Source organism: Devosia sp., from assembly GCF_036676215.1.
In the GTDB taxonomy this organism is placed as follows: domain Bacteria; phylum Pseudomonadota; class Alphaproteobacteria; order Rhizobiales; family Devosiaceae; genus Devosia.
The window spans coordinates 1-20363 of record NZ_JAKFDJ010000129.1; the positions used below are offsets into that span (position 1 = coordinate 1).

The 20363-nt window shown below is 62.6% G+C and carries 25 protein-coding genes and 1 tRNA gene; 19 read left to right on the forward strand and 7 right to left on the reverse strand.

Annotated elements, in window-relative coordinates; genetic code table 11:
- Positions 1–139: 139 nt before the first annotated feature.
- Together V6M52_RS11585 and V6M52_RS11590 are read left to right on the forward strand one after the other, a co-directional pair.
- Positions 140–874 carry a cytochrome c biogenesis CcdA family protein gene (locus tag V6M52_RS11585; protein ID WP_332701131.1) on the forward strand — a complete coding sequence of 245 codons (735 nt, stop codon included), beginning with the start codon at positions 140–142 and terminating at the stop codon, positions 872–874.
- A gap of 117 nt (positions 875–991) precedes the next feature.
- Entirely contained in the window at positions 992–2233 is a 1242-nt protein-coding gene (locus V6M52_RS11590) for a GNAT family N-acetyltransferase (protein WP_332701132.1), read from the forward strand.
- Here V6M52_RS11590 and radC read toward each other — a convergent pair.
- Together radC and map are read right to left on the reverse strand one after the other, a co-directional pair.
- Positions 2225–2956, reverse strand: a complete 732-nt coding sequence (radC, locus tag V6M52_RS11595) for a RadC family protein (RefSeq protein WP_332701133.1) — start codon at positions 2954–2956, stop codon at positions 2225–2227. The two genes, V6M52_RS11590 and radC, sit on opposite strands and share 9 nt — an antisense overlap.
- Positions 2956–3789, reverse strand: coding sequence for a type I methionyl aminopeptidase (gene map, locus V6M52_RS11600; protein ID WP_332701134.1), 834 nt, complete (start codon positions 3787–3789; stop codon positions 2956–2958). Before map ends, radC begins: the two co-directional genes overlap by 1 nt.
- 127 nt (positions 3790–3916) lie before the next feature.
- Between map and V6M52_RS11605 the strand changes: the two genes are divergently transcribed.
- The 5 genes from V6M52_RS11605 to V6M52_RS11625 all read left to right on the forward strand — a co-directional run bounded on the left by V6M52_RS11605 (position 3917) and on the right by V6M52_RS11625 (position 7828).
- Positions 3917–4681 (forward strand): competence/damage-inducible protein A, encoded by a 765-nt coding sequence (locus V6M52_RS11605; RefSeq protein ID WP_332701135.1) that lies wholly within the window; start codon positions 3917–3919, stop codon positions 4679–4681.
- Positions 4682–5031: 350 nt separating this feature from the next.
- The gene (gpt, locus tag V6M52_RS11610) at positions 5032–5529 is read left to right on the forward strand and encodes a xanthine phosphoribosyltransferase (RefSeq protein WP_332701136.1); all 498 of its coding nucleotides are present in this window, start codon (positions 5032–5034) and stop codon (positions 5527–5529) included.
- Between the two features lie 369 nt (positions 5530–5898).
- Positions 5899–6483 carry a hypothetical protein gene (locus V6M52_RS11615; protein WP_332701137.1) on the forward strand — a complete coding sequence of 195 codons (585 nt, stop codon included), beginning with the start codon at positions 5899–5901 and terminating at the stop codon, positions 6481–6483.
- Positions 6480–7235: a hypothetical protein gene (locus tag V6M52_RS11620; RefSeq protein ID WP_332701138.1), complete on the forward strand. Its 756-nt coding sequence runs from the start codon at positions 6480–6482 to the stop codon at positions 7233–7235. The genes V6M52_RS11615 and V6M52_RS11620 overlap by 4 nt, the downstream gene beginning before the upstream one ends.
- 143 nt (positions 7236–7378) lie before the next feature.
- Positions 7379–7828: a GNAT family N-acetyltransferase gene (locus V6M52_RS11625; RefSeq protein WP_332701139.1), complete on the forward strand. Its 450-nt coding sequence runs from the start codon at positions 7379–7381 to the stop codon at positions 7826–7828.
- 457 nt (positions 7829–8285) lie between these two features.
- Here the strand turns inward: V6M52_RS11625 and V6M52_RS11630 are convergent, their stop codons facing one another.
- Positions 8286–9326 (reverse strand): zinc-dependent alcohol dehydrogenase family protein, encoded by a 1041-nt coding sequence (locus V6M52_RS11630; protein WP_332701140.1) that lies wholly within the window; start codon positions 9324–9326, stop codon positions 8286–8288.
- Positions 9327–9521: 195 nt separating this feature from the next.
- On the opposite strand from V6M52_RS11630, the gene V6M52_RS11635 reads away from it, so the two are divergent.
- Together V6M52_RS11635 and V6M52_RS11640 are read left to right on the forward strand one after the other, a co-directional pair.
- Positions 9522–10214, forward strand: a complete 693-nt coding sequence (locus tag V6M52_RS11635; RefSeq protein WP_332701141.1) for a L,D-transpeptidase — start codon at positions 9522–9524, stop codon at positions 10212–10214.
- Between the two features lie 317 nt (positions 10215–10531).
- Positions 10532–11050 (forward strand): transglutaminase-like cysteine peptidase, encoded by a 519-nt coding sequence (locus tag V6M52_RS11640; RefSeq protein WP_332701171.1) that lies wholly within the window; start codon positions 10532–10534, stop codon positions 11048–11050.
- A gap of 1 nt (position 11051) precedes the next feature.
- Here V6M52_RS11640 and V6M52_RS11645 read toward each other — a convergent pair whose 3' ends face one another.
- On the reverse strand, positions 11052–12233 hold the full coding sequence (locus tag V6M52_RS11645) for a hypothetical protein (protein WP_332701142.1): 1182 nt from the start codon (positions 12231–12233) through the stop codon (positions 11052–11054).
- 89 nt (positions 12234–12322) lie between these two features.
- Between V6M52_RS11645 and V6M52_RS11650 the strand changes: the two genes are divergently transcribed.
- The 5 genes from V6M52_RS11650 to V6M52_RS11670 all read left to right on the forward strand — a co-directional run bounded on the left by V6M52_RS11650 (position 12323) and on the right by V6M52_RS11670 (position 14708).
- Positions 12323–13063: a hypothetical protein gene (locus tag V6M52_RS11650; RefSeq protein WP_332701143.1), complete on the forward strand. Its 741-nt coding sequence runs from the start codon at positions 12323–12325 to the stop codon at positions 13061–13063.
- Between the two features lie 139 nt (positions 13064–13202).
- Positions 13203–13388 (forward strand): hypothetical protein, encoded by a 186-nt coding sequence (locus V6M52_RS11655; protein ID WP_332701144.1) that lies wholly within the window; start codon positions 13203–13205, stop codon positions 13386–13388.
- Between the two features lie 552 nt (positions 13389–13940).
- Positions 13941–14026 (forward strand) — tRNA-Leu (locus V6M52_RS11660).
- 17 nt (positions 14027–14043) lie between these two features.
- Positions 14044–14424: a RidA family protein gene (locus V6M52_RS11665; protein WP_332693991.1), complete on the forward strand. Its 381-nt coding sequence runs from the start codon at positions 14044–14046 to the stop codon at positions 14422–14424.
- Positions 14424–14708, forward strand: coding sequence for a hypothetical protein (locus V6M52_RS11670; RefSeq protein ID WP_332701145.1), 285 nt, complete (start codon positions 14424–14426; stop codon positions 14706–14708). The genes V6M52_RS11665 and V6M52_RS11670 overlap by 1 nt, the downstream gene beginning before the upstream one ends.
- On the opposite strand, the gene V6M52_RS11675 is transcribed toward V6M52_RS11670, so the two are convergent.
- Positions 14705–15364 (reverse strand): RluA family pseudouridine synthase, encoded by a 660-nt coding sequence (locus V6M52_RS11675; RefSeq protein ID WP_332693985.1) that lies wholly within the window; start codon positions 15362–15364, stop codon positions 14705–14707. The two genes, V6M52_RS11670 and V6M52_RS11675, sit on opposite strands and share 4 nt — an antisense overlap.
- A gap of 160 nt (positions 15365–15524) precedes the next feature.
- On the opposite strand from V6M52_RS11675, the gene V6M52_RS11680 reads away from it, so the two are divergent.
- Complete coding sequence (locus V6M52_RS11680; protein WP_332701146.1) at positions 15525–15707, forward strand: CsbD family protein; 183 nt, start codon at positions 15525–15527, stop codon at positions 15705–15707.
- 45 nt (positions 15708–15752) lie between these two features.
- Here V6M52_RS11680 and V6M52_RS11685 read toward each other — a convergent pair whose 3' ends face one another.
- Positions 15753–16280 (reverse strand): dihydrofolate reductase family protein, encoded by a 528-nt coding sequence (locus V6M52_RS11685; RefSeq protein ID WP_332701147.1) that lies wholly within the window; start codon positions 16278–16280, stop codon positions 15753–15755.
- Positions 16281–16391: 111 nt separating this feature from the next.
- Between V6M52_RS11685 and V6M52_RS11690 the strand changes: the two genes are divergently transcribed.
- The 4 genes from V6M52_RS11690 (at position 16392) to V6M52_RS11705 (ending at position 19163) form a co-directional block, all read left to right on the forward strand.
- Positions 16392–16928, forward strand: a complete 537-nt coding sequence (locus V6M52_RS11690) for a methylated-DNA--[protein]-cysteine S-methyltransferase (protein WP_332693974.1) — start codon at positions 16392–16394, stop codon at positions 16926–16928.
- Between the two features lie 2 nt (positions 16929–16930).
- The gene (locus V6M52_RS11695; RefSeq protein ID WP_332701148.1) at positions 16931–17839 is read left to right on the forward strand and encodes a CHAD domain-containing protein; all 909 of its coding nucleotides are present in this window, start codon (positions 16931–16933) and stop codon (positions 17837–17839) included.
- 2 nt (positions 17840–17841) lie between these two features.
- Positions 17842–18327: a CYTH domain-containing protein gene (locus V6M52_RS11700; protein WP_332701149.1), complete on the forward strand. Its 486-nt coding sequence runs from the start codon at positions 17842–17844 to the stop codon at positions 18325–18327.
- Positions 18328–18410: 83 nt separating this feature from the next.
- A complete protein-coding gene (locus V6M52_RS11705; RefSeq protein WP_332693965.1) occupies positions 18411–19163 on the forward strand; it encodes an SDR family NAD(P)-dependent oxidoreductase in 753 nt (250 codons plus the stop codon).
- A gap of 145 nt (positions 19164–19308) precedes the next feature.
- Here V6M52_RS11705 and V6M52_RS11710 read toward each other — a convergent pair whose 3' ends face one another.
- On the reverse strand, positions 19309–20307 hold the full coding sequence (locus tag V6M52_RS11710) for an autotransporter outer membrane beta-barrel domain-containing protein (protein ID WP_332701150.1): 999 nt from the start codon (positions 20305–20307) through the stop codon (positions 19309–19311).
- Positions 20308–20363 lie beyond the last annotated feature (56 nt).

Genomic DNA, 20363 nt, shown 5'->3' on the forward strand with positions numbered 1-20363 from the left:
GGCCGGCGCATCGTCACGCCGCCGTGCCAGCTGTCCGGTACAGATGTGCGGGGCTCACAACCCCGCGATGCGACACCGGGGTGCATTGCTTTGCCGGGCCGACGCGCTAGAAACAGGCTCGCAACTGGAGCGTCGCCGCTTGGAATTTTCTTTGCCTTTGGTGTTTGGCGCGGGGGTGTTGAGTTTCCTCTCGCCCTGCGTGCTGCCGCTGGTGCCGCCTTACCTCACCTATATGAGCGGGGCGAGTTTCGACCAGTTGCGGGCGGACGACACCGGCGCCGCAGCGCTGCAGCGGCGCGTTGCCTTCACCTCGTTGTTCTTCATCCTGGGCTTTTCCGTGGTCTTCGTGACCCTGGGCGCTACCGCCACGGCCTTCGGGCAGACGTTCCGACAGGCCCTGCCGATCCTGACGCCGATTGCCGGTGTGCTCATCATCGCCATGGGCCTGCACTTTATCGGGGTCTATCGCATCGGCCTGCTCGACCGGCAGATGCGGCATAACGGGCCGGGCGTCGCCAGCGGCCCCTTGGGCGGGTTTCTGCTCGGGCTGGCCTTTGCCATTGGCTGGACACCCTGTATCGGGCCAGTGCTGGCCGCCGTGCTCTCGGTGGCGGCGAGCCGCGATACGGCCTGGGAGGGTGCGGGCCTGCTCGGGCTCTATTCGCTGGGGCTGGGCGTGCCGTTCTTCCTCGCCGGTATCGCCATCGGGCCGTTCCTGGCCTTCTTCCAGGGCTTCAAGAAGCACCTGCATACGGTCGAGCGCGTCATGGGCGTGCTGCTGGTCATTACCGGTATATTGTTCCTCACGGGCAATTTCACGCGGCTGTCCTACTGGTTCCTCGAGACTTTCCCGGTGCTGGCCAATTTCGGCTGACCGGTAAGCATGGCTTAACCCTCAACGAAGTTTTGACCGTTTCAGGACTTTGCAGCGCTCAAGTTCAACTCTGGTTTACTTCGCCCGGTCAGAGTGCAGCCCGATATTGGGGGACGCATGACAGTCAACACAGCCGAACTGGCCAGTGAGCAACCGGGTGTTCGCAGCAATGCGACCCTTCCCGCGATGGTGCGTGGCGACATCGGCGTTGTGGTCACCAACAGGATTGAAGACGTGGAGGCCGTTTGGCGTCGGCTGACCGCGGCGAGCATCGAATCGCCTGGCCAGAGCTACGACTTCATCCGGCTATGGGTTGCGCATCGCCAGATGCCCAATTCGGACCAGCGCTACATTGTCGGCCGGATCGATGGCGAGCCCATCGCCCTGTTGCCGCTGCATCGCAAGCGGGTCGGTGGGCTGCCGGTCTTCACCTGGTTTCCCGGCGCCAATGCCGGCTGCTACGCGCCGATCGCGGACTATGACCGTCTCGCGGCTCTCGGGTCCGAAGGGCGTCGGGCGCTCTGGGCTGCCATGACCGGCGCGTTGAGTGGCGCGGACGTGGTCTATCTGCGTTCGATTCCGGTTGAGGTCGGCGGGCACGAGGGCCTGTTCGATGAACTCGGCTCAACGCTCGCTGTCGAGACGCTCTATCGGTCCCAGTACGGGAGCTGGGAGGAATGCGACCGGCTGCAGCGCAGCAAGTCGCGCCGCAAGCATGACCGCCAGCAGGGCGACCGCCTGGTGGCGATGGGCGAGGTGGAATTTGCCGAACTGCGCAATGGCGAGGGGGCGGGCCCTGCCATCGAGGTCATGTTCAAGCAGCGCTCCGCCCGGTTCAAGGCCATGGGCATTCGCGATACTTTCGTGCATGACCGGCTGATCGGCTTCTATCACGATGCTGCCAAGGCTGGTTCGGGGGTCGATGTGCGCCTGCACGTGCTACGGCTCAATGGCGACATTGTCGCCATACGCTACAACATCGTCCACAGTGACCGCATGTTCTGCCTGATCTCCTCGATGAGCGACGATCCGGCTATCCAGAATGGCTCGCCCGGCAAGCAGTGCCTGCTGCGGGTGATGCAGACCGTGTTCGACGACGGCATCCGGGTGTTCGATATGGGCAGCGGCTTTACCGACGAAAAGCGGCACTGGTGCAATGTGCAGGCGCCGCTGCGCCAACACTATATCGGGCTGACCCTGCGGGGTGCCCTGATCGTGCGCGGCCACCGGGCCCTGCAGCGGGCACGGGTCGCCATCAAGGGCAACAAGCAGCTCAAGGCAGCTGTGCGCGGCGCGCGGCAGCTGTTCGACCGGGTGAGCGGCGTGCGCCCGCCGGCCGCTGCCGAAAAGTCAGAGTAGCTTGAGGCCGCGCAGCGAGGCGTGGCCGGATTTCCCGATGATGATGTGATCGTGCAGGGTTATCCCCAGGGGCTTGGCGATGTCCGAGATTTCCCGTGTCATCCGCACGTCTGCCGATGATGGGGATGGATCGCCCGAGGGGTGGTTGTGCACCAGGATCAGGGCGGTGGCGGAGTGTTCCAGCGCCCGCTTGATGACTTCGCGCGGATAGACCGGGGTGTGGTCGACCGTGCCGGTCTGCTGCACCTCGTCGGCGATCAGCCGGTTCTTCTTGTCGAGAAACAGGATGCGGAACTGTTCGATCGATTCGAACGCCATCTGGCTGCGGCAATAGTCGATCAACTGGCTCCAGGAGCTGAGGATGGGCTGTTCGGCGTCGATGCGGTCGCGGCCGAAACGGGCGGCAACCGCCTGGATCACCTTGATATGGGCCACCGAGGTGGCGCCCAGGCCCTCGACTTTTTCCAGGCGCGCCTGGCTGGCGTTGAACACGCCGGAAAAGGAGCCGAACTCGCGCAGCAGCGCCTTGGCCAGGGCCTTGGTGTCACGGCGGGGAATGGCCAGTTGCAGGGCCAGTTCGAGCAGTTCGTAGTCTTCCAGCGCATCGCCGCCCACCTTGAGAAAGCGCTCGCGTACGCGCTGGCGGTGGCCGGCATGGTCATCGGCTTCCGGACGAATGGCCGGGAGAGCGGCCTCGGCGAGTTCGTCGGGCCGCTCCGCCATCACGCCGCTCGCGCTGCCATGGGGTTGAATAGGCCTCCGGGGGAGAGCGTGAAGATCTCGCAACCGGTCTCGGTGATGCCGATCGAGTGTTCGCACTGGCTGGACAGGGTGCGGTCACGCGTAACGGCGGTCCAGCCATCGGAGAGGATTTTCACATGCGGCCGACCCAGATTGATCATCGGCTCGATGGTGAAGATCATGCCGGGCTTGAGCGGTACGCCCATGCCAGGCGTGCCGAAATGCATGATATTGGGCTCGTCGTGAAACAGCCTCCCCAGGCCATGGCCGACGAAGTCGCGCACCACGCTCATGCGTTCCCCCTCGGCGACGGCCTGGATGGCGGCGCCGATATCGCCCGTGGTCTTGCCGGGCCGCGCCATGGCAATGCCGGCCTCGAGCCCGGCATAGGTGACCTCGATCAGCCGCTCGGCCTTGCGGGAGATTTCGCCCACCGGATACATGCGGCTGGTATCGCCATGCCAGCCATCGACGACCAGCGTCAGGTCGATATTGACGATATCGCCCTCCCGCAGCGGCCGCTCGTCGGGAATGCCGTGGCAGACCACGTGATTGATCGAGGTGCAGAGCGAGTGGCGGTAGCCCTTGTAGAAAATCGTGGCCGGCACCGCCCCGTTGTCGCGGGCAAATTCATAGGCGATCTGGTCGATCTTGGCGGTCGGCACGCCCGGCTCGACGAATTCGGTCAGAATGTCCAGCGCCTGCGCAGTCAGGGCCCCGGCCTTGCGCATGCCTTCAAAGCCCTCGCTGCCGTGCAGCGGAATGACACCGGCGGTGCGGCGGGCTTTGGCGGGGGCGTCAACGAAGGTGATCATGCAGGACTCCGGGGAAGTACGAGTAAATTAGTCGCTTGCCCGGAGGATTGGAAGGGCAGCACGCTTGCTTGACGCCGATATCGCGCAGGGGCATTGCTGGCGCACAGCACGCCCAAGGAATCCTCTCATGTCCGCAGACATTATCACGGCCGGTCTCCTGGTGATCGGCGACGAAATCCTTTCGGGCCGCACCAAGGATGTCAATATCGGCGCCACCGCCGATTTCTGCACGGATCTGGGGATCGAGCTCAGGGAAGTGCGGGTGGTGAGCGACGAGACCGACGACATTGTCGAAGCGGTCAACGCATTGCGCGCCCGCTATACCTACGTTTTCACCACCGGCGGCATCGGGCCGACGCATGACGATATCACCGCCGACGCCGTGGCCAAGGCCTTCGGCGTGGCGCTGCCGATCAACGCGCAGGCCCGGGAAATGCTCGAAAGCCGCTGGAAGCAGACCGGCACCGAGGTCAACGAGGCGCGGCTGCGCATGGCGCGCATTCCCGAAGGCGCCGATCTCATCGTCAATTCGGTCAGCGCCGCGCCCGGCTTCCGCATGGGCAATGTGCATGTCATGGCCGGCGTGCCTGTCATCATGCGCGCCATGCTCGAAGCCCTGGCGCCCACGCTCAAGGGCGGCAGGAAGGTGATGTCGGTCACCGTCAAGGCGGCGGTGGGCGAGGGGACCGTTGGCGGTCCGCTGGGCGCGCTGCAGGAGCAATATCCCGACGTCAAGATGGGAAGCTATCCGCAGATGGGGCAGGACCGGGTGATGACCGAACTGGTGCTGCGCTCCTCCGATGCCGCCCGGCTCGAGGAAGCCGCGGGCAAGGTGCGCGCCATGGTGGCCGAGGCGCATGCCAAGGCGGGCATAGCGCCGCCTGAGGCTTAGGGTTCTAGGGCACCATAGCGGTGCAATCACGGGGCGGCACCTCTCTCTTGATGGGCTTGCAAGCGGCCCGCAGGGACAATTCGCTCCTGTGGAGCGATTTGAGCGCGCAAGGCTGGGAGGGGGTGACAGAGCCCCGATATCCGGGCCAAACACCCCCACCCTTGATCCCTCCCCACAAGGGGGAGGGTGTAGACTGCAACATCCGAGTTTCAGCCGCCCCCAGTGCATCCCATGAAAACCGCCGAAAACTCTGCTGACACCACCGGCAGACATTGGCGCGGCGGCCCGGTTTTGCTAAGCACGGTCCCTTATTCACCCGGACGGTGCCGCGCCGGTGCAGGAGAGTTGATTTGAACAACCCGAACCAGAAGTCGTTTCCCGTCACCTGGGACCAGTTCCACCGCGACAGCCGCGCGCTGGCCTGGCGACTTGCGAGCATGGGCACGTTTGACGCGGTGGTCGCCATTGCCCGCGGGGGCCTGGTCCCCGCCGCCATCGTGGCGCGCGAGCTCAATATCCGCACCGTCGAGACCGTGGCCGTCAAAAGCTACGACCACCAGAACAAGGGCGGCATCCAGGTGCTCAAGCCCATCAGCCAGCCCATCCTCGACATCGCCAAAAACGGCGGCAAGGTGCTGATCGTCGACGATCTGGTCGATACCGGCTCCACCGCCCGCGTCGTCCGCGAAATGCTGCCCGGCGCGCATTTTGCCACGGTCTACGCCAAACCCAAGGGCCGCGAGCTGGTGGATACGTTCATCACCGAAGTCAGCCAGGACACGTGGATTTTCTTCCCGTGGGATCTGGATGTGGCGTATGTGGCGCCGATCAGTGGTGGGACGGACTGAGGCAAAACTGGCAGCAGGTTTCGTTTCGTCGCCCTTGAGCCTGCAAGGGCGGCTTTGGGGCAGACAGGCGGCTTTTGGCGTGAAGATCGTGAAACCAGACGATCGCGCCAGCTGACCCTTAATCAGCGGGTCCTTGGTTCAAGCCAAAAGCGTCCACGGCGGGGGTATGCCTCAAATCCATGAGGTGCCGGCCCATGCCCGAGTATCAATACCGAGCGCAGTTTTGCCGGATGCGCCAGTTCGGCGCAGTATCCTTACAGTGCAGCAACGAAAATCATCCATGGCGCTTGCTCTTGAAATCGCGTGAATTCATAGTCGTGATTGCAAGCGCGCCACGGGGCCGGGGGCGCAGCGGTTGAGGGGGTTCTGGTGACTACGAAGCTTCATATCAATATCTCGCAGGGCATCATCGACGTCGAAGGCGATCCCGAACTTGTCCGCACTATCTACAATGATTTCAAAGAACAGCTTCTGGCGGGCGCCACCGTGCGGCAGCCCCTGCGTGACGAGGTCGATGAGGCGGGCATTACGGAAGAAAACGTTAAACCGAGAGCGAAGGGCAAGCGCAGACCCTCTGCCAAGAAGCGCGCTGCCGGTGACGATGCCGGCCCGATCGTAATCGCGGACTCGCCTAAACTAGATAAGAACCTCGACACCTCGGGTTTAGTCGCCTTTTACGAGCATTATGAGGCCTCGAACAATCCGCAAAAAATCTTGGTCTTCTTGAAGTTCATGAACGACGAATTGGGCATCGATAACCCTAACACCGATCAGTTCTACACCTGCTTTGAAAAGGTAAATGCAAGGGTCCCGAAGGTTTTCTCGCAAGCATTCCGTGACGCGAGCGGTCGCAATTTTGGATTTATCGACTATAACTCGGCCACCGATATCAAGATCACCACCGTTGGCAGTAACTACTTCAAGTTCGATCTGAAGAAGAAGGGGGCTGAATGACCACTGTGGTCAACCGCTTTTACGGCTCGATCGAGAATGCCCCTAGCCAGAGCCAAAGCGGACTAGTCGAGCTATTCGTCTATTTCCTGACCGTCGAGTCCGGGCAGGAGTCTGCAACGCCCAAGCAGGTCGCTGAATGCTTTGCCTCATGCGATCTTGTTGTGCCCGGGAACGTGGGCGCGCGCCTATCAGAAGGCCTCAAAAGCAAGCCACCGAAATACATCAAAGCGAATGGTGGATATAAGCTTCAACGCCATATGCGAGAGGCTCTGTCCCGAAAGCTTGGGGCTGAGACAGTTACCGCTCAGACCAGCGCTACCCTTCGGGGGCTGGAGCAGAAACTACCTGCTGGCGCTAACAAGGAATTTCTCAAAGAGGCCATCGACTGCTTCGAAGTCGGCGCTAACCGCGCTGCCATCGTCATGACGTGGATCTTGGCGATGGATCATCTGTTCGCCCACATCCTCGCGCACAAACTGACGGACTTCAATGCGGCCTTGTCGAAGGATAAGGGCGTCAAAATTGACGCCGTTATCCAACGAGATGACTTCACTGAGATTAAGGAAACCAAGTTCATCGAGCTGTGCCGCGCAGCAGGCATCGTCTCCAACGATGTTCGGAAAATCCTCGATCAGAAGCTGGGTACGCGAAATTCGTGCGCCCACCCATCAGGAGTGACCGTCAACAAATCGAAGGTCATCGACTTCATTGAAGACCTAGTCGACAATGTCATCTTAAAATTCTCGGCGTAGCTTACGGCGGGATTATCGAGATCGGTGCATCTAGATATTTTGAAGTTCAAACCAGCGGTTAAGCGCGAGACGCTTGGGCTTCGTCAGAGATTGCTACGGTTCTGTTGACCCGCATCCCGTCTCCACTCAACTATTTGGTTCCCATGACAATCACCATTCGCGATGCTGCCGAAGAGGATATCCCTGCGATCTTCGAGGTTCGTACGAGCGTGCGGGAGAACCATCTATCGGTCGAGCAAATGGCCGAGATGGGCATCACGAACGAGACGATCCGCCAGGTTCTTCGCAAGGAGCCTTGCATCTGGGTCGCCGTACACGGGGACCACATTGTTGGCTTCTCAATGGCGGACGCAGCGGATGCCTGCTTGTTTGCTGCGTTCGTCCGCCCGGAATGGGCGGGGCAAGGCATCGGACGCCGTCTCATGGAACGAGCCGAAGCATTCCTGTTCGAGCGTCATTCGTCGATCTGGCTCCACACTGACGGCTCTTCGCGTGCTGCCGGCTTCTACGAACGGCTAGGATGGAAGCGAATGCCAGATATGGAGAACCGGGATGCGCGGTTTGAGAAGCATCGGCCGCAAACGAGCGGCTGAGGCAAAACGGCGGCTTGGGTGCCGGGATCTGCTTCGTTGAATAACTGCTTCGGGCCCGAAAGCGGATGTTTCTGCTTCTCTGCAAAAAACTTATCCCCGTCCCCAAAACCTCCCGCATACTCAGCCCATCCCCGCCATTCACGCGGTGCCGACGAAGCACCGGGCGGGGGGACTGGCTACATGGGGTCGCCCAGGCCGATGCGTGTATGCTGACCACCGGCCGGGCGGCGGGTGACGGGGTGGAAGTCGACGATCAGGGCTCAGCCGCCGGAATCTGCACCGTCCAACCCGAAAGGGTGGCCGCTCGATGCGTGCGCAGGAATACCAGCTCGTGTGAAGCGGCTTTCGCCTCTTCAAACTAAACAAACAGGGGGCGCAAGCCCTCGGGGCGAAAGCCGCTTCATACCGTGTAACCGCGACGCCTCCGGGCCGGGCGACACATTCGGCTGTCCGGATGCTAAAACGTCGTGATCACCGTCGCCCCGACAGATTGGAACCGGTCCATGCCCATCAGTGCCTCGGGGGCCTGGGCGAGGCTGATGCGCCGACCGACCAGGCGCGAGGGGGCGAGCTTGCCGGAGCCGATCATGTCCAGCATGGCGCCATAGCGATGCGCCTGCATGCCGTGGGAACCGAGGATTTCCAGTTCCTTGCCGATGATCTTGGCCATGGGCACCTGCGGCGTCGTGTGATCGCCCAGCATCAGGCCGACCTGCACATGCTTGCCGCGCGGGCGCAGGTTCTGGATCGAGTTGAAGCAGGTCACAGGATGGCCGAGTGCATCCAGCGACACATGCGCGCCGCCTTTGGTCAGCTCGATCACCGCTTCGGGCACGTTTCTGGCCTCGGTGCCGTTGATCGTGTGCACCGCCCCCAGTTCCCGCGCCAGCGCCAGCTTGGCCTCGTCGATATCGATGGCGATGACATTGGCACCCACAGCGCTGGCAATCATCACCGCCGAAAGGCCCACGCCGCCGCAGCCGTGGACGGCAAGCCACTGTCCTGCCGACACCTTTCCCTGGTCGACAACGGCGCGGAACGACGTCGCAAACCGGCAGCCCAGGCTTGCCGCGGTGGCGAAATCGATATGCTCGGGCAGCGCCACGAGGTTCAGGTCGGCCCGATGGATGCCGACATATTCGGCAAATGACCCCCAATGGGTGAAGCCGGGCTGCTCCTGATGCAGGCAGACCTGCTGGTGGCCGGCATGGCACTCCGGACACGAGCCGCAGCCACAGATGAAGGGCACGGTGACCCGGTCGCCGACCTTCCAGTTCCGCACGTCCTTGCCCACCGCCTGGACCACGCCGGCCAATTCATGGCCGGGCACATGCGGCAGGACAATGTCGGTGTCGTGGCCCATCCAGCCATGCCAGTCGCTGCGACAGACGCCCGTCGCCTCCACCTTGAGCACCACGCCATGCGGCTCCGGCGTCGGGTCGTCGAGCGTGACGACCCTGGGGGCTTCCTGGAATTTCTCGAACAGGACGGCTTTCATGGCGCTGATCTCCCCTTGTCCGGCTATCTAGCCCAGCTGCCCCAGGGTCAGCACGCTGCCGCGCCACAATCCCCAGCTTTGTGGCGGGGCAGGCGGGCGCCTTCGCCCCGATCGCGACTGGCGATCCGGGGCCGGACTTGCCAATCGCCGCCCGCGGGGCCAAGCTCGGCCCGTCGGGCAATGGGAGGTTGGCACATGGACCACGAGAACACCACGACCGGTGAGCCGGAGAGTGCAGCGCGCGCGGGCCTCATCGGCCGCCGGACGTTCCTTGCCGGCTCGCTCGGCCTTGGCGCGCTGGCGCTGGCCGGCTGCGCCTCATTGGGCCCCGGCATGAGCATGGCCGAAGCGGAGCGAGTCTATGGGCCGCTCCCCGACGAGCGCTTCCCGGTTCCCGCTGTCAATGTCAGCAAGATCAATCCGAAATATCTGCGCCGCACGGTGCGCTATGACCGGCAGGAAGTGGCCGGCACCATCGTCGTCGATCCCCGCAACTACTATGTCTATCGCATCGAAGGCGATGGCTATGCCACGCGCTATGGCGCCAATGTCGGCCGCGCCGGGTTCCTGTGGAGCGGCGACGCCTATATCGGGCGCAAGGCCGAATGGCCGGTCTGGACCCCGCCCCGCGAAATGATCCAGCGCCAGCCCGAAGTCGCCAAATATGCCGGCGGCATGGCGCCCGGCCTCGGCAATCCCCTCGGCGCCCGCACGCTCTATCTTTACCAGAACGGCGCCTACACGCTGTACACGATCTACAGCACCATCCAGCCCGAAACGATCGGCAAGGGCGTGTCGAGCGGCTGCGTCGGCCTGCTCACCCAGGACATGATGGACCTCTATGCCAAGACCCCGGTGGATACGAAAGTGGTGGTGTTGAAGGCATAGGCGGTGTTGTCCGCGACACGCTGTCGGTGCTCCCCGGTGGGTTCAAAAGTCCGCGATGGCGTGGGTTGCAGGCTGGCAGCCTGTGGCGCGAGGTCGCAGGCGAATTGCCCATATTCGGCCGGGTTTCGACGCGATGGACAAAATATGACCCATCGAAGCCCGATCTCGCCCTCCCCCCGAATCCTGACAACCGTGGCCGCTCACATGAGCGTTGAGACAGCAGCAACAAGCTGGTCGCGCGGGAACCCATCTCCAATCTTTAATGATCTATCAACACTCGGCAGCCATTCTGGTCGTGGTTTCTGAGGGTGCTCGCTGTGGTCTTGCGGAACGCTAACGCACTGCTGACGACGTTTGTCGCGTCGCTAATCGCAATTGCACTGGCCTCGCCAGTCAGTGCCTCCTCAGGCGCCCCTCTGGGATTTCAGTTGTTATGCCTGCAGCATCCACAAGAGTGCCGCGGGGGTGGTAGCTCCAGTGTGAGCCTGACGGACTCCCTTCTCAGCGTGATCGAGCGCGTCAATTCACAAGTGAACCGCGCAATTCGCCCCCAGAACGATCGCGGCGGGGATGTTTGGACGATTGGGGCTTCCGCAGGCGATTGCGAGGACTATGTGCTCAGCAAGCGAAGGGCGCTGATCAATGCAGGCCTACCGCCAAGTTCGCTGCGCATCGCCTATGTGAAGGCGCAGGGGATCGACCACGCAATCCTGGTCGTCAAGACAGACGTGTCGGATCTGGTTTTGGACAATTTGGCGTCCAACATCGTCCCGCTCCGCAATACGGGATACAGACTGATAGCTATGTCCAGCGCCGACCCCATGATCTGGCAATAGGTCAGTTCAGACGGAACGTCAGGTTGTCCGAGGTAAACTGCCAATAGTGCTCTGTCGTGAATTCGACGCGGGTAACGCCACGGAAATCAGCCGCAAGAAAGATTGGTCCGAGAGCCGAAAGCGCCATGCTCTCTCGATAGACCTCTTGCTCGTCATGCCATCCGGTAATGATCAGCGTCTCTCCTTCAGCTCGCAGGGTGGAGACGCCGAAATACCCCCCAACAAAGTCGAACGGCTTATCACGGCTAATGGTCGCCGGATGACCGGAGCCGTTATAGGCAAGAAATTCTCCGGAAAGGACGCCGTTGCGATAGCCCTCGGGTTCATAGAACTTCTGATGGGTCATCACGAAATTACTCCAGTCGAGCCCCATATAGCCTGAAGGTATTTTGAGGACGCCCTCACTCTGCAGATCGTCAAAAGTCGCCTCAATGCTGGGAATTTCGCTTGGCGGATCCTGTTGCAGGAGCCAGCTCTCTGTCAGTCGAACGGGCGTTGCAGCAATCGCAATCTGACGCGGTTTGGGCATGGTCGGCGACGATATTTGCCAATTGCCAGGCCGCACGGGGAAGGTGAAGTTTCCCGCCTCATTCGACATCGCCTCCTGCAACGCGCCAGCGGACCTAGCGGCAAGCGTCAAAGGTTTGGCTGAGTGACCTTCGATCCAAAGGTCGGGCGCCAACCCAACAAGGGCTGGAGCGGGTCGAGCCACAAGGTCGGCAGGACTGCCGGGAAACAGTTCAAAGCGGGTGGTCTGGCGCTCATTGCCCGTGGTCACCGCCCAGCGCGGTGGAACTTGAACGTCGAACTGATATGCGCCTTCGTACTTTATGTCGGCTCCCCGGTCCGTGCCGGACATGGTGAAGTTCGCGAAGCCGCTGGAGTTTGAGATTGCAGATACAGGTTGTCCAACGCCGCTGCTGTCGATGCTGATACCCGACATCGGGCGGTCTTCCAGATCATAAATCCCGTTGCGGTTCGCATCCCGAAACACGAAGACCGAGATGTTGAGGTCGCTCTCGGTATATTCGTCCCAAACTGTTCGCACAGCATATGAGTGTTCGGCGTGAACGGGAGAATTGCTGCAGATCGCGACGGTGGCGATAAGCCAGCCGGCGAACACATGACGACGTTGTGGGGGCAAATTGCCCCCACGCAAGATTACAGGATTGCGGGTCGTCAATCGTCTCTCCTGTACGATCAATCCTGGCCGCCATTGCCGCCATTGCCGCCGTTTCCGTGACCGTTGCCGCCGCCGTTGATGAGAAGGCCATGACCGCCGGCGCCCTTGCCTGGGTTGCTGTCATCGTCGTGGTCATCGTCGTTGCCGTGGCCGTTGTTGCCGTCGTCCTCGTCACCGCCGCCGTTGCCACCATTGCCACCATTGCCACCATTGCCACCATTGCCACCATTGCCGCCGTTGCCGCCGTTGCCGCCGTTGCCACCGCCGTTGCCACCGCCGTTGCCGCCGTTGCCACCGCCGTTGCCGCCGTTGCCACCGCCGTTGCCGCCGTTGCCACCGCCGTTGCCACCGTTGCCACCGCCGTTGCCACCGTTGCCACCACCGTTGCCGCCATTGGCTCCGCCGTTGCCACCATTCGCACCACCATTACCGCCGACGACGACATTGGCACCGCCATTGCCACCATTGCCGTCGTCATCGTCATCGTCACCGTCGTCGGAGGTGTCCCCGGCTGGGATCGCAGCCGTACGAACGCCAAGGCAAAGGGCATTGGCGATGCCCCTGATCTGCACCGCGGTCCCCGCTCCATCCACGCCGGTCGCCAGGACACGAAGACCGTCGGCTGTGTTGAGACATACCGGAAGCGGTACCCGCGGCAGTTGACCGGCCGCCGCAAGGGCGCCCACCAATGTCACGATCTGGGTATCATTGGGGAAATTGGGGGGGGAGATAAATGCTTGTGCTACCGCTGGGCAAGCAACCGCCCGATCGAGATCGGGACACTCACGGAGCACCTCCGCCACGGTCGAGAACTGTTGTGCTTGGGCTGACCATGAAGTACAGAGGAGCCCTGCAGCGACTAGACTGGGGACAAGGAAATGAATACGCATTCCGCGCTCCTAATACTAGAAATCTGACATTCTTTGGCCTTCTACTATTTAGCAGAAGGTCGATGGCTGATTATTATGGATGAAGAAATTTGGTCTGGCATTGATGGTCGTCAACGCCAAAGTTTTTCGTGTTGACTGGGCAGCCGAACCTTCCGTTTGGTTCGCCAGTATCAATCTGCCGCATGTCGTAAGGTGTGTTTTTGAATATGTCGGCTTGACGCGGTTGATTGCGGGTCGCCTGCGTCTGCCGCTCGCCTCAGCCTAGGCTGGGTTCAGGTCTTCCTGCTGTATCAGCCGGCAGTCGGGACGGGAGGTAACCGCGGCGCCGGGCTCTTCCGCGGCATTGATCGCGGGCGCGACCTGACGAGCGTCCTCCGCATCGAAGAGAAGGCGGCCCGATCAAGCAGATAGTTATGGTTCGCAGAATGGAGCTTTCGGGACCTTGCAGTCAGGGGCTCGGACGTCCGAATTGGGGGGGCGAGAGCGGACTTAAGTATCCACGAACTTCTGCTAAAAAACTTATCCCCCGGCCGGACGGCGGGTGACGGGGTGGGAGCCGCCGACCAGGGCTCAGCCGCCGAAACCTGCACCGTCCAACCCGAAAGGGTGGCCGCTCGATGCGTGCGCAGGAATACCAGCTCGTGTGAAGCGGCTTTCGCCTCTTCAATATTTCAAATTGGCGGCGCGAGCCGTCGGGGCGAAAGCCGCTTCATACCGTGTAACCGCGACGCCAGCAGGCGGGCGGCGCGTTCTGCTGTCCGGAGATCGCCCAACAGCGTTGGCACAGGTCAGGTTGCATGCTAATCGCCCATGCGACGCGGGCGTGGTGGAATGGTAGACACACCGGACTTAAAATCCGGAGGGGGTAGCCCCGTGCGGGTTCAAGTCCCGCCGCCCGCACCAGATTTTTCGGAGGCCTCATGATCGAGAAAATCGAAACCGGAATTTCGCCCTCGTCGGCACCCATCAGTGATGCGGTGCGGGCTGGCAAGCATGTGTGGCTGGTGGCGATTGCCGAGGACCCGGTGACGGGCGAGATCGTCGCGGGCGGCATCGAGCCGCAGGCGCGGCGGTGTTTGCAGAACCTCGAAATCGCGCTCAAGGCGGCCGGCGGCACGCTGGCCAATCTGGTGATGATGCAGATTTTCCTCATCGACAGCGCCGATGCGGCCGGGATGAACGCGGTCTATCGCGAATTCATCACCCATCAGCCCTATCCGGTGCGCGCCACGGTGGTGGTCAATCAACTGCTGGCCAAGGGCCTGCGCATCGAAATCACCGCACAGGCGGTGCTGGACTGATGTTGCTCAAGCTCGAACTGCTCGAAGCGATCAAGGAAGGCAAGGTCGACCTGGTGTTCCGGCGCTGGAGCCGGCCCTCGGTCAAGCCGGGCGGTACGCTCAAGACTAGGCTCGGTCTGCTGTCGATCGGGGCGATCACCGATATGGACCCGGCGGAGGTGACCGAAGTCGAGGCCAAACGCGCCGGGTTCAGAGATGTCGCCGATTTCCGCAAGTGGCTCGATACGATGAAGCCGGGGCATCTGTTCCAGCGCATCGAGGTCGGATTTTCTGGCGAAGCCTAGAACGGCGTCGGTGCTACGAAGGTGGTGAACTCGCCAGTCGTCGGGTGGGTGAGGCCCAGTTCGGCGGCATGCAGCTGCAGCCGGTCGGCGGCGGCAAGCGTTTCGGCATCGCCATAAAACACATCGCCCAGAATAACATGGCCGATGGCCTTCATGTGAACTCTGAGCTGATGCGTGCGGCCAGTGAGCGGATGCAGCCGGACGCGGGTGGCATTGGCCTCGCGCTCGATGACGGTCCATTCGGTCTGGGCTGGGCGGCCATTCTCATGGTCGACGCGCTGGCGGGGCTTGTTCTCCCAATCGGTCGCCAGGGGCAGATCGATGAGGCCGCTATCGGCCTCGATAATGCCGGCGACGCGGGCGATATAGGCCTTGGTGGTCTTGCGGTGCTCGAACTGGCTGCCGATACGGCCATGGGCGCGCTTGTTGAGGGCCAGGACGAGGACGCCCGAAGTATCCTTGTCGAGCCGGTGGCACATGCCGGCGGTGGGCCAGGTCTGGCGAGCGCGATACTCTACGCAGTCCCAAAGAGACGGATCCTTGCCAGGTACGCTCAGCAGCCCGCTCTGCTTGTCGACCACTAGGATGTCGTCATCGACATGGAGGACATTCAGATAGGGGTCGAGCGGGGGGAAGTAGTTGATCAAGGTGGGCATGGGACCGGGCATGAGCGCCGTTTACCAGAGGATGGCGGGTTTGACCAATGGTCACCGATCTGTGAGCGGAGACCGCGGAAATTCGCCAGCGTGACAAGGATATAACGGAACATCCCGTGCATTGACCCGTTGTCCCTGCAACATCATACAGGAGGCTCTCATGCACAAGGATGAAGTCAAAGGCGTCGGCAAACAGGCCAAGGGCGCTATCAAGGACGCCGTCGGCGGTCTCACCGGCAACGAGAAACTGCAGGCCGAAGGCAAGTTCGACAAGGCTGCTGGCAAGGTCCAGCAGAAGGTCGGGGAAGCCAAGGATGCCGTCCGCGACGCGCTCAAGCGTTAGCGCCGGTCTATGGAAGCGCCGCCCGCGAGGGCGGCCTTTTGCTGTTCAGTCGAAGCGATAGCGCAGGCGTGCGCAGACTGGATGCAGCATTTCGGCCGAGATCAGCTTAGGTGACGCGCGCAGCCCGGTGGCGGGAAACAGCGGAATGCCGCTGCCGATGATCTCCGACATGACGTAGATTTCGATCTCATCGAGCGCGCCGCGCTCCATGAAGGCCATCTGCAGCTTGCCGCCGCCGAGCATCCAGACATCGCCGTCATCGAGCGCACGCAGTTCAGCGATGAGCGCGTCGATATCGGTGCGGGTTTCGAGTGGCCCCTTGGGGTTGTCGATCGGCCGCGAGGTGACGACGATCGCCCGCTTGCCGTCATACTCCCAGGCGCCGGGATAGCGGGCGATCCAGTCATAGGTGGTTCGGCCCATGACGACGGTGCGTATGGTCTTGATGAACTGGTGATAATCATGCTCGCCCAGGTTCAGGTCGGGCTGCTGGGTGAGCCAGTCGAGGTTCTCGTCCGGCGTGGCGATGAAGCCATCGAGGCTGGTTGCGATGTATCCGACGATTTTGGCCATCAGTTCGATCCTCCCGTAATCTCAGCGATAGGGCGCGGTGGTGACAGCATCTGTCAGCAGCGTTCGGGCGCGCTCTGGTGTGTGACAGTCTTGTGGCGCTAGGATCGCTCAATGGAAACGACGGTCTTCGACACGGCATTGGGAACATTCGGCATCGGCTGGACCGCCGATGGCATTGCGCGCCTGCAATTGCCGGGGCTCGACGCGGACGAAATGGGTGAGCGGATCAACCGGAAAGACGCGACGCCTGGCGAGCCGACGCGCGAAGTGGAGGCGGTCATCAACCTGATCGAGGACTATGCCGATGGCAACGTCGTCGAATTTCGTGACATCAAGCTCGATCTGCAGGGTGTGCCCGAATTTCATCGGCGCGCCTATGAACTGTTGCTTGAGTATGGCTGGGGCCAGACCACAACCTATGGCGAGCTGGCGCGGGCGCTGGGCGATGTGACGCTGTCGCGCGCGGTGGGGCAGGCAATGGGCGCAAATCCGATCCCGCTGATTATTCCATGCCACCGCGTGCTGGCCAGCAATGGCAAGGCGGGCGGCTTTTCAGCGCCGGGCGGGGCCGGCTCCAAACTCAGGATGCTGGCGCTGGAGGGCGTCGCGGTCGGGGCGCCGGCCGGCCAGATGACCTTCGGGTTCTGAGCATGAGCTTCAGTTTCACCAGGCGAACGGACGTCAAGGATCAGGTACGGCGCATTGCCATCGACCAGGTGCAGTCGGCGATAACGGAATGCCGGGGCGACGGCGATCTCGACAAGACGGTGCATGGCCTGCGCCGCCGCTGCAAGAAGCTGCGCGGCCTGCTGCGGCTCATCGAGCCGAAGTGCAGGGTCTTCGACGCGGAAAACCGGGTGGTGCGCGACGCGGCTCAGGGTCTGTCGGGCACGCGGGACGCTGCCGTGATGGTCGAGACGTTCGACGCGCTGGTTGAGTTCGACAGCAGGCGGGAGGGAAGCCCGCAGCTCAATGCGGCCCTGAGCGGATCGGTGCGTCGTATCCTCAGAGGGCGCGTCATTGCTGGGCCCGAGGCAATCGACCGGCAACAACTGCTCGGAGATTTGGTGGCCGCGCTGACGCCTCTGGCCAAGCGCGCCGAGACATGGGCGATCGAAGGGCGCGGATTTGCCTGCCTCGGCGCGGGCCTCGAGCAAACCTATCGATGCATGCGCGATGGCATGGCGCATGCGCGCGACGAGGGCAGCGCCGAAGCCCTGCACGACTGGCGCAAGCATGCCAAATACCACTGGCACCATGTGGGCCTGCTGCAGCGGGCGGCGCCCGAATTGCTGCATGGGCGCAAGAACCTGGTGGACCAGCTTGCCGAACTGCTCGGCGATCACCACAACCTGCATGTGCTGCATGAAGCGCTGACCACGGCGCCTGAGCCGGTTGCGGCCGAGGGGATCGAGACACTTGGTGACGTGATCGCCGAGCGGCAGGCAGTGCTGGTGGCGAGGGCCTTCGAGCTGGGGCGGCAACTGGCGGTGGAGAAGCCGGCCGCCTTGCGCCGGCGGTTCGAGCTGTATTGGCAGTTGCTGCCGGACGCGGAGTAAGCGTGGCTGACGAAATCGAGCGCAAGTTCCTGGTGGTTTCGGACGCCTGGCGGATGTTGGCGCAGTCCAGTTCGCTGCTGCGGCAGGGCTATCTGTCGTCCAATGCCAAGGCTACCGTGCGTGTGCGGACCTGGGACGACCGGGAGGCGCGGCTGACGCTCAAGGGCGCGGTGCGGGGGATGGCGCGGGCCGAGTATGAATATGAAATCCCCATGCCCGATGCGCTCGAGATGCTCGCCATGGCCGAGCCGCATGTGCTCGAAAAGCGGCGATACCTGGTGCCGTTCGGCGGGCTGACCTGGGAAATCGATGTGTTCGAGGGACGCCATGCGGGCCTCGTCATCGCAGAGGTCGAACTGGCCAGCCAAGACCAGTTGGTCGAATTGCCGGACTGGGTGGGCATGGAAGTGACCTATGACGACCGCTACTACAATGCCAGCCTGTCGCGCGCCGACGGCATTCCGGGTCTTGACCCTGACGTGGCGTGAGACGTTCGCCCGTAATTTGATTCAGGTCATGGCGTAGAGCCGGCACTGCGTCCACATGGAGGGGAGAAACAGGGAGACCGAAAATGGCCAAGGACTTTGACGGCAAGGTTGCATTCGTCACCGGCGGCGCGTCGGGCATTGGCGAGGCGGTGGCCAGGCAGCTTGCCGAACGGGGTGCCAAGGTGGTCGTTGCCGACCTCAAGCTCGATGCCGCGCAAAAGGTTGTCAAAGCCATCAAGGCCGCGGGCGGCGCGGCCGCTGCCGTGGCCGTCGATGTCGGCAAGATCGAGCAGGTGGAGGAGGCGGTGAAGTTCACCGTCGACACTTACGGTGCACTGCATGTGGCCGTGAACAATGCCGGTATCGGTGGCACATTGGCGGCGCTCGCCGATTACACCTTCGAGGACTGGCACAAGGTCATCGACGTCAATCTCAACAGTGTCTTCTATTCCATGAAATACGAAATCCCCGAGATGCTGAAGGCGGGCGGCGGGGCCATCGTCAACATGGCCTCCATCCTCGGTTCGGTCGCGTTCCCCAGTGCGCCGGCCTATGTTACTGCCAAGCATGGCGTGGTGGGGATGACCAAGTCGGCTGCACTCGATTATGCCAAGAAGGGCATTCGTGTGACTGCGGTTGGGCCGGGCTTCATCGATACGCCAATGCTCGCGGCGCTGCCGAAGGAAGCCCATGAAGGCATCAAAGCCATGCATCCGGTCGGGCGCATGGGTACATCCGACGAAGTGGCGGCGCTGACGCTGTTTCTGCTGTCAGACGCGGCGTCCAACATCACCGGCAGTTATCATTTAGTGGATGGCGGCTACGTCGCACAGTAGGCGAGGAGAGGCGGCTGCGGTTGCCATTTCTCTCCCAACCGCGTGACAGGTCGATTTGCCCCGCCGGGATTACTGCCAGCGCTCGGGAGCGTTGGCCTGGACGGCCGGGCCGGACGGATCCGGCCCGAACCGGTTCGGCTCTGGATTACATCGCGATCCGCAGGCCTACGGCGCCCGAGAAGTCTGGATCCTGGCCCGCGGTCGCTGCCTGCAGCGACAGTGTTCCCAGCACCGAGGAGCTGAACTCGTGTTCCAGGTCTAGCCCGGCACGGGCCCAGGTCTGGCTCTGCGCCTGGCCCGGCAAACTGAATTCGAAGAGACCAAGTGTCTGGCCGGTGAGGGCTGGGCCGGTGGAGTCGAAGCGGTGGACACCCTCGATCGTGGTTCGGAGCGTCGTCTGCTGGGTGAGCTCCGTTTCGGCAGTCAGGCCGACGCGGACTTCGGAGGCGGTCTGGGACTGTGCGTCGAACCGGGCGGGGAAGCCGCCACCGGTTTCGGTATAGCCGTCGACGCTGGTATTGGCGAGGGTGAAGGACGCCCACGGGCTTATCGTGGTCGTGCCGAAGGTAGCAGCGTCCAGCCAGTCGATGCGACCGCGGACGAGAGCGGCGTTTACGGCGGTCTGGCCCTGGGAGAAGTCCACAGAGGCGCCGTTCATGTAGCCGCGGCGGATATCGGCGCGCCAATTTCCGAGAACCGCGGTGCCCGAAAGCACCAGGGGCGTGCCCTCAGGTGCCCAGTCAATTTCGCCGAGCAGATATTGGCCACCGAGGCTGCTGCTGGCTGAATTGGGCAGACCCTGGGTGGAAAAGCTCGTGCCGACGCCGATGCCGGCGCGGACGGTATCGTCGAACAGATCGGCGCAGAAGCCGGCTTCGGCGAGGCCGATCGTCGTGTTGCGCACGCCGTTGTAGCGGCCGAAATCGCCGTTGGCCCAGAAGCATTTGTCGCCGCCGAGCCCGGCATAATCCATCAGCGGTCGGTGATGCGCGCCCGTCAGTGGCAGCCAGGAGAGGTGCTGGCCGGCATAGGCGAGCTGGGTCGCGTCATAGAGCGAGCGGGTGTATTCGGCGGTGTCGATGACGCCGGAGCCGATGGCGGCGACGCGGGCGAGATAGGCGCGGTCGTCGCCGTCTTCACTCACGCCAGTGCCGACGGTGGATTCCCTGGTCTGAATGCGGAGCGCTTGGGAGAACCGAA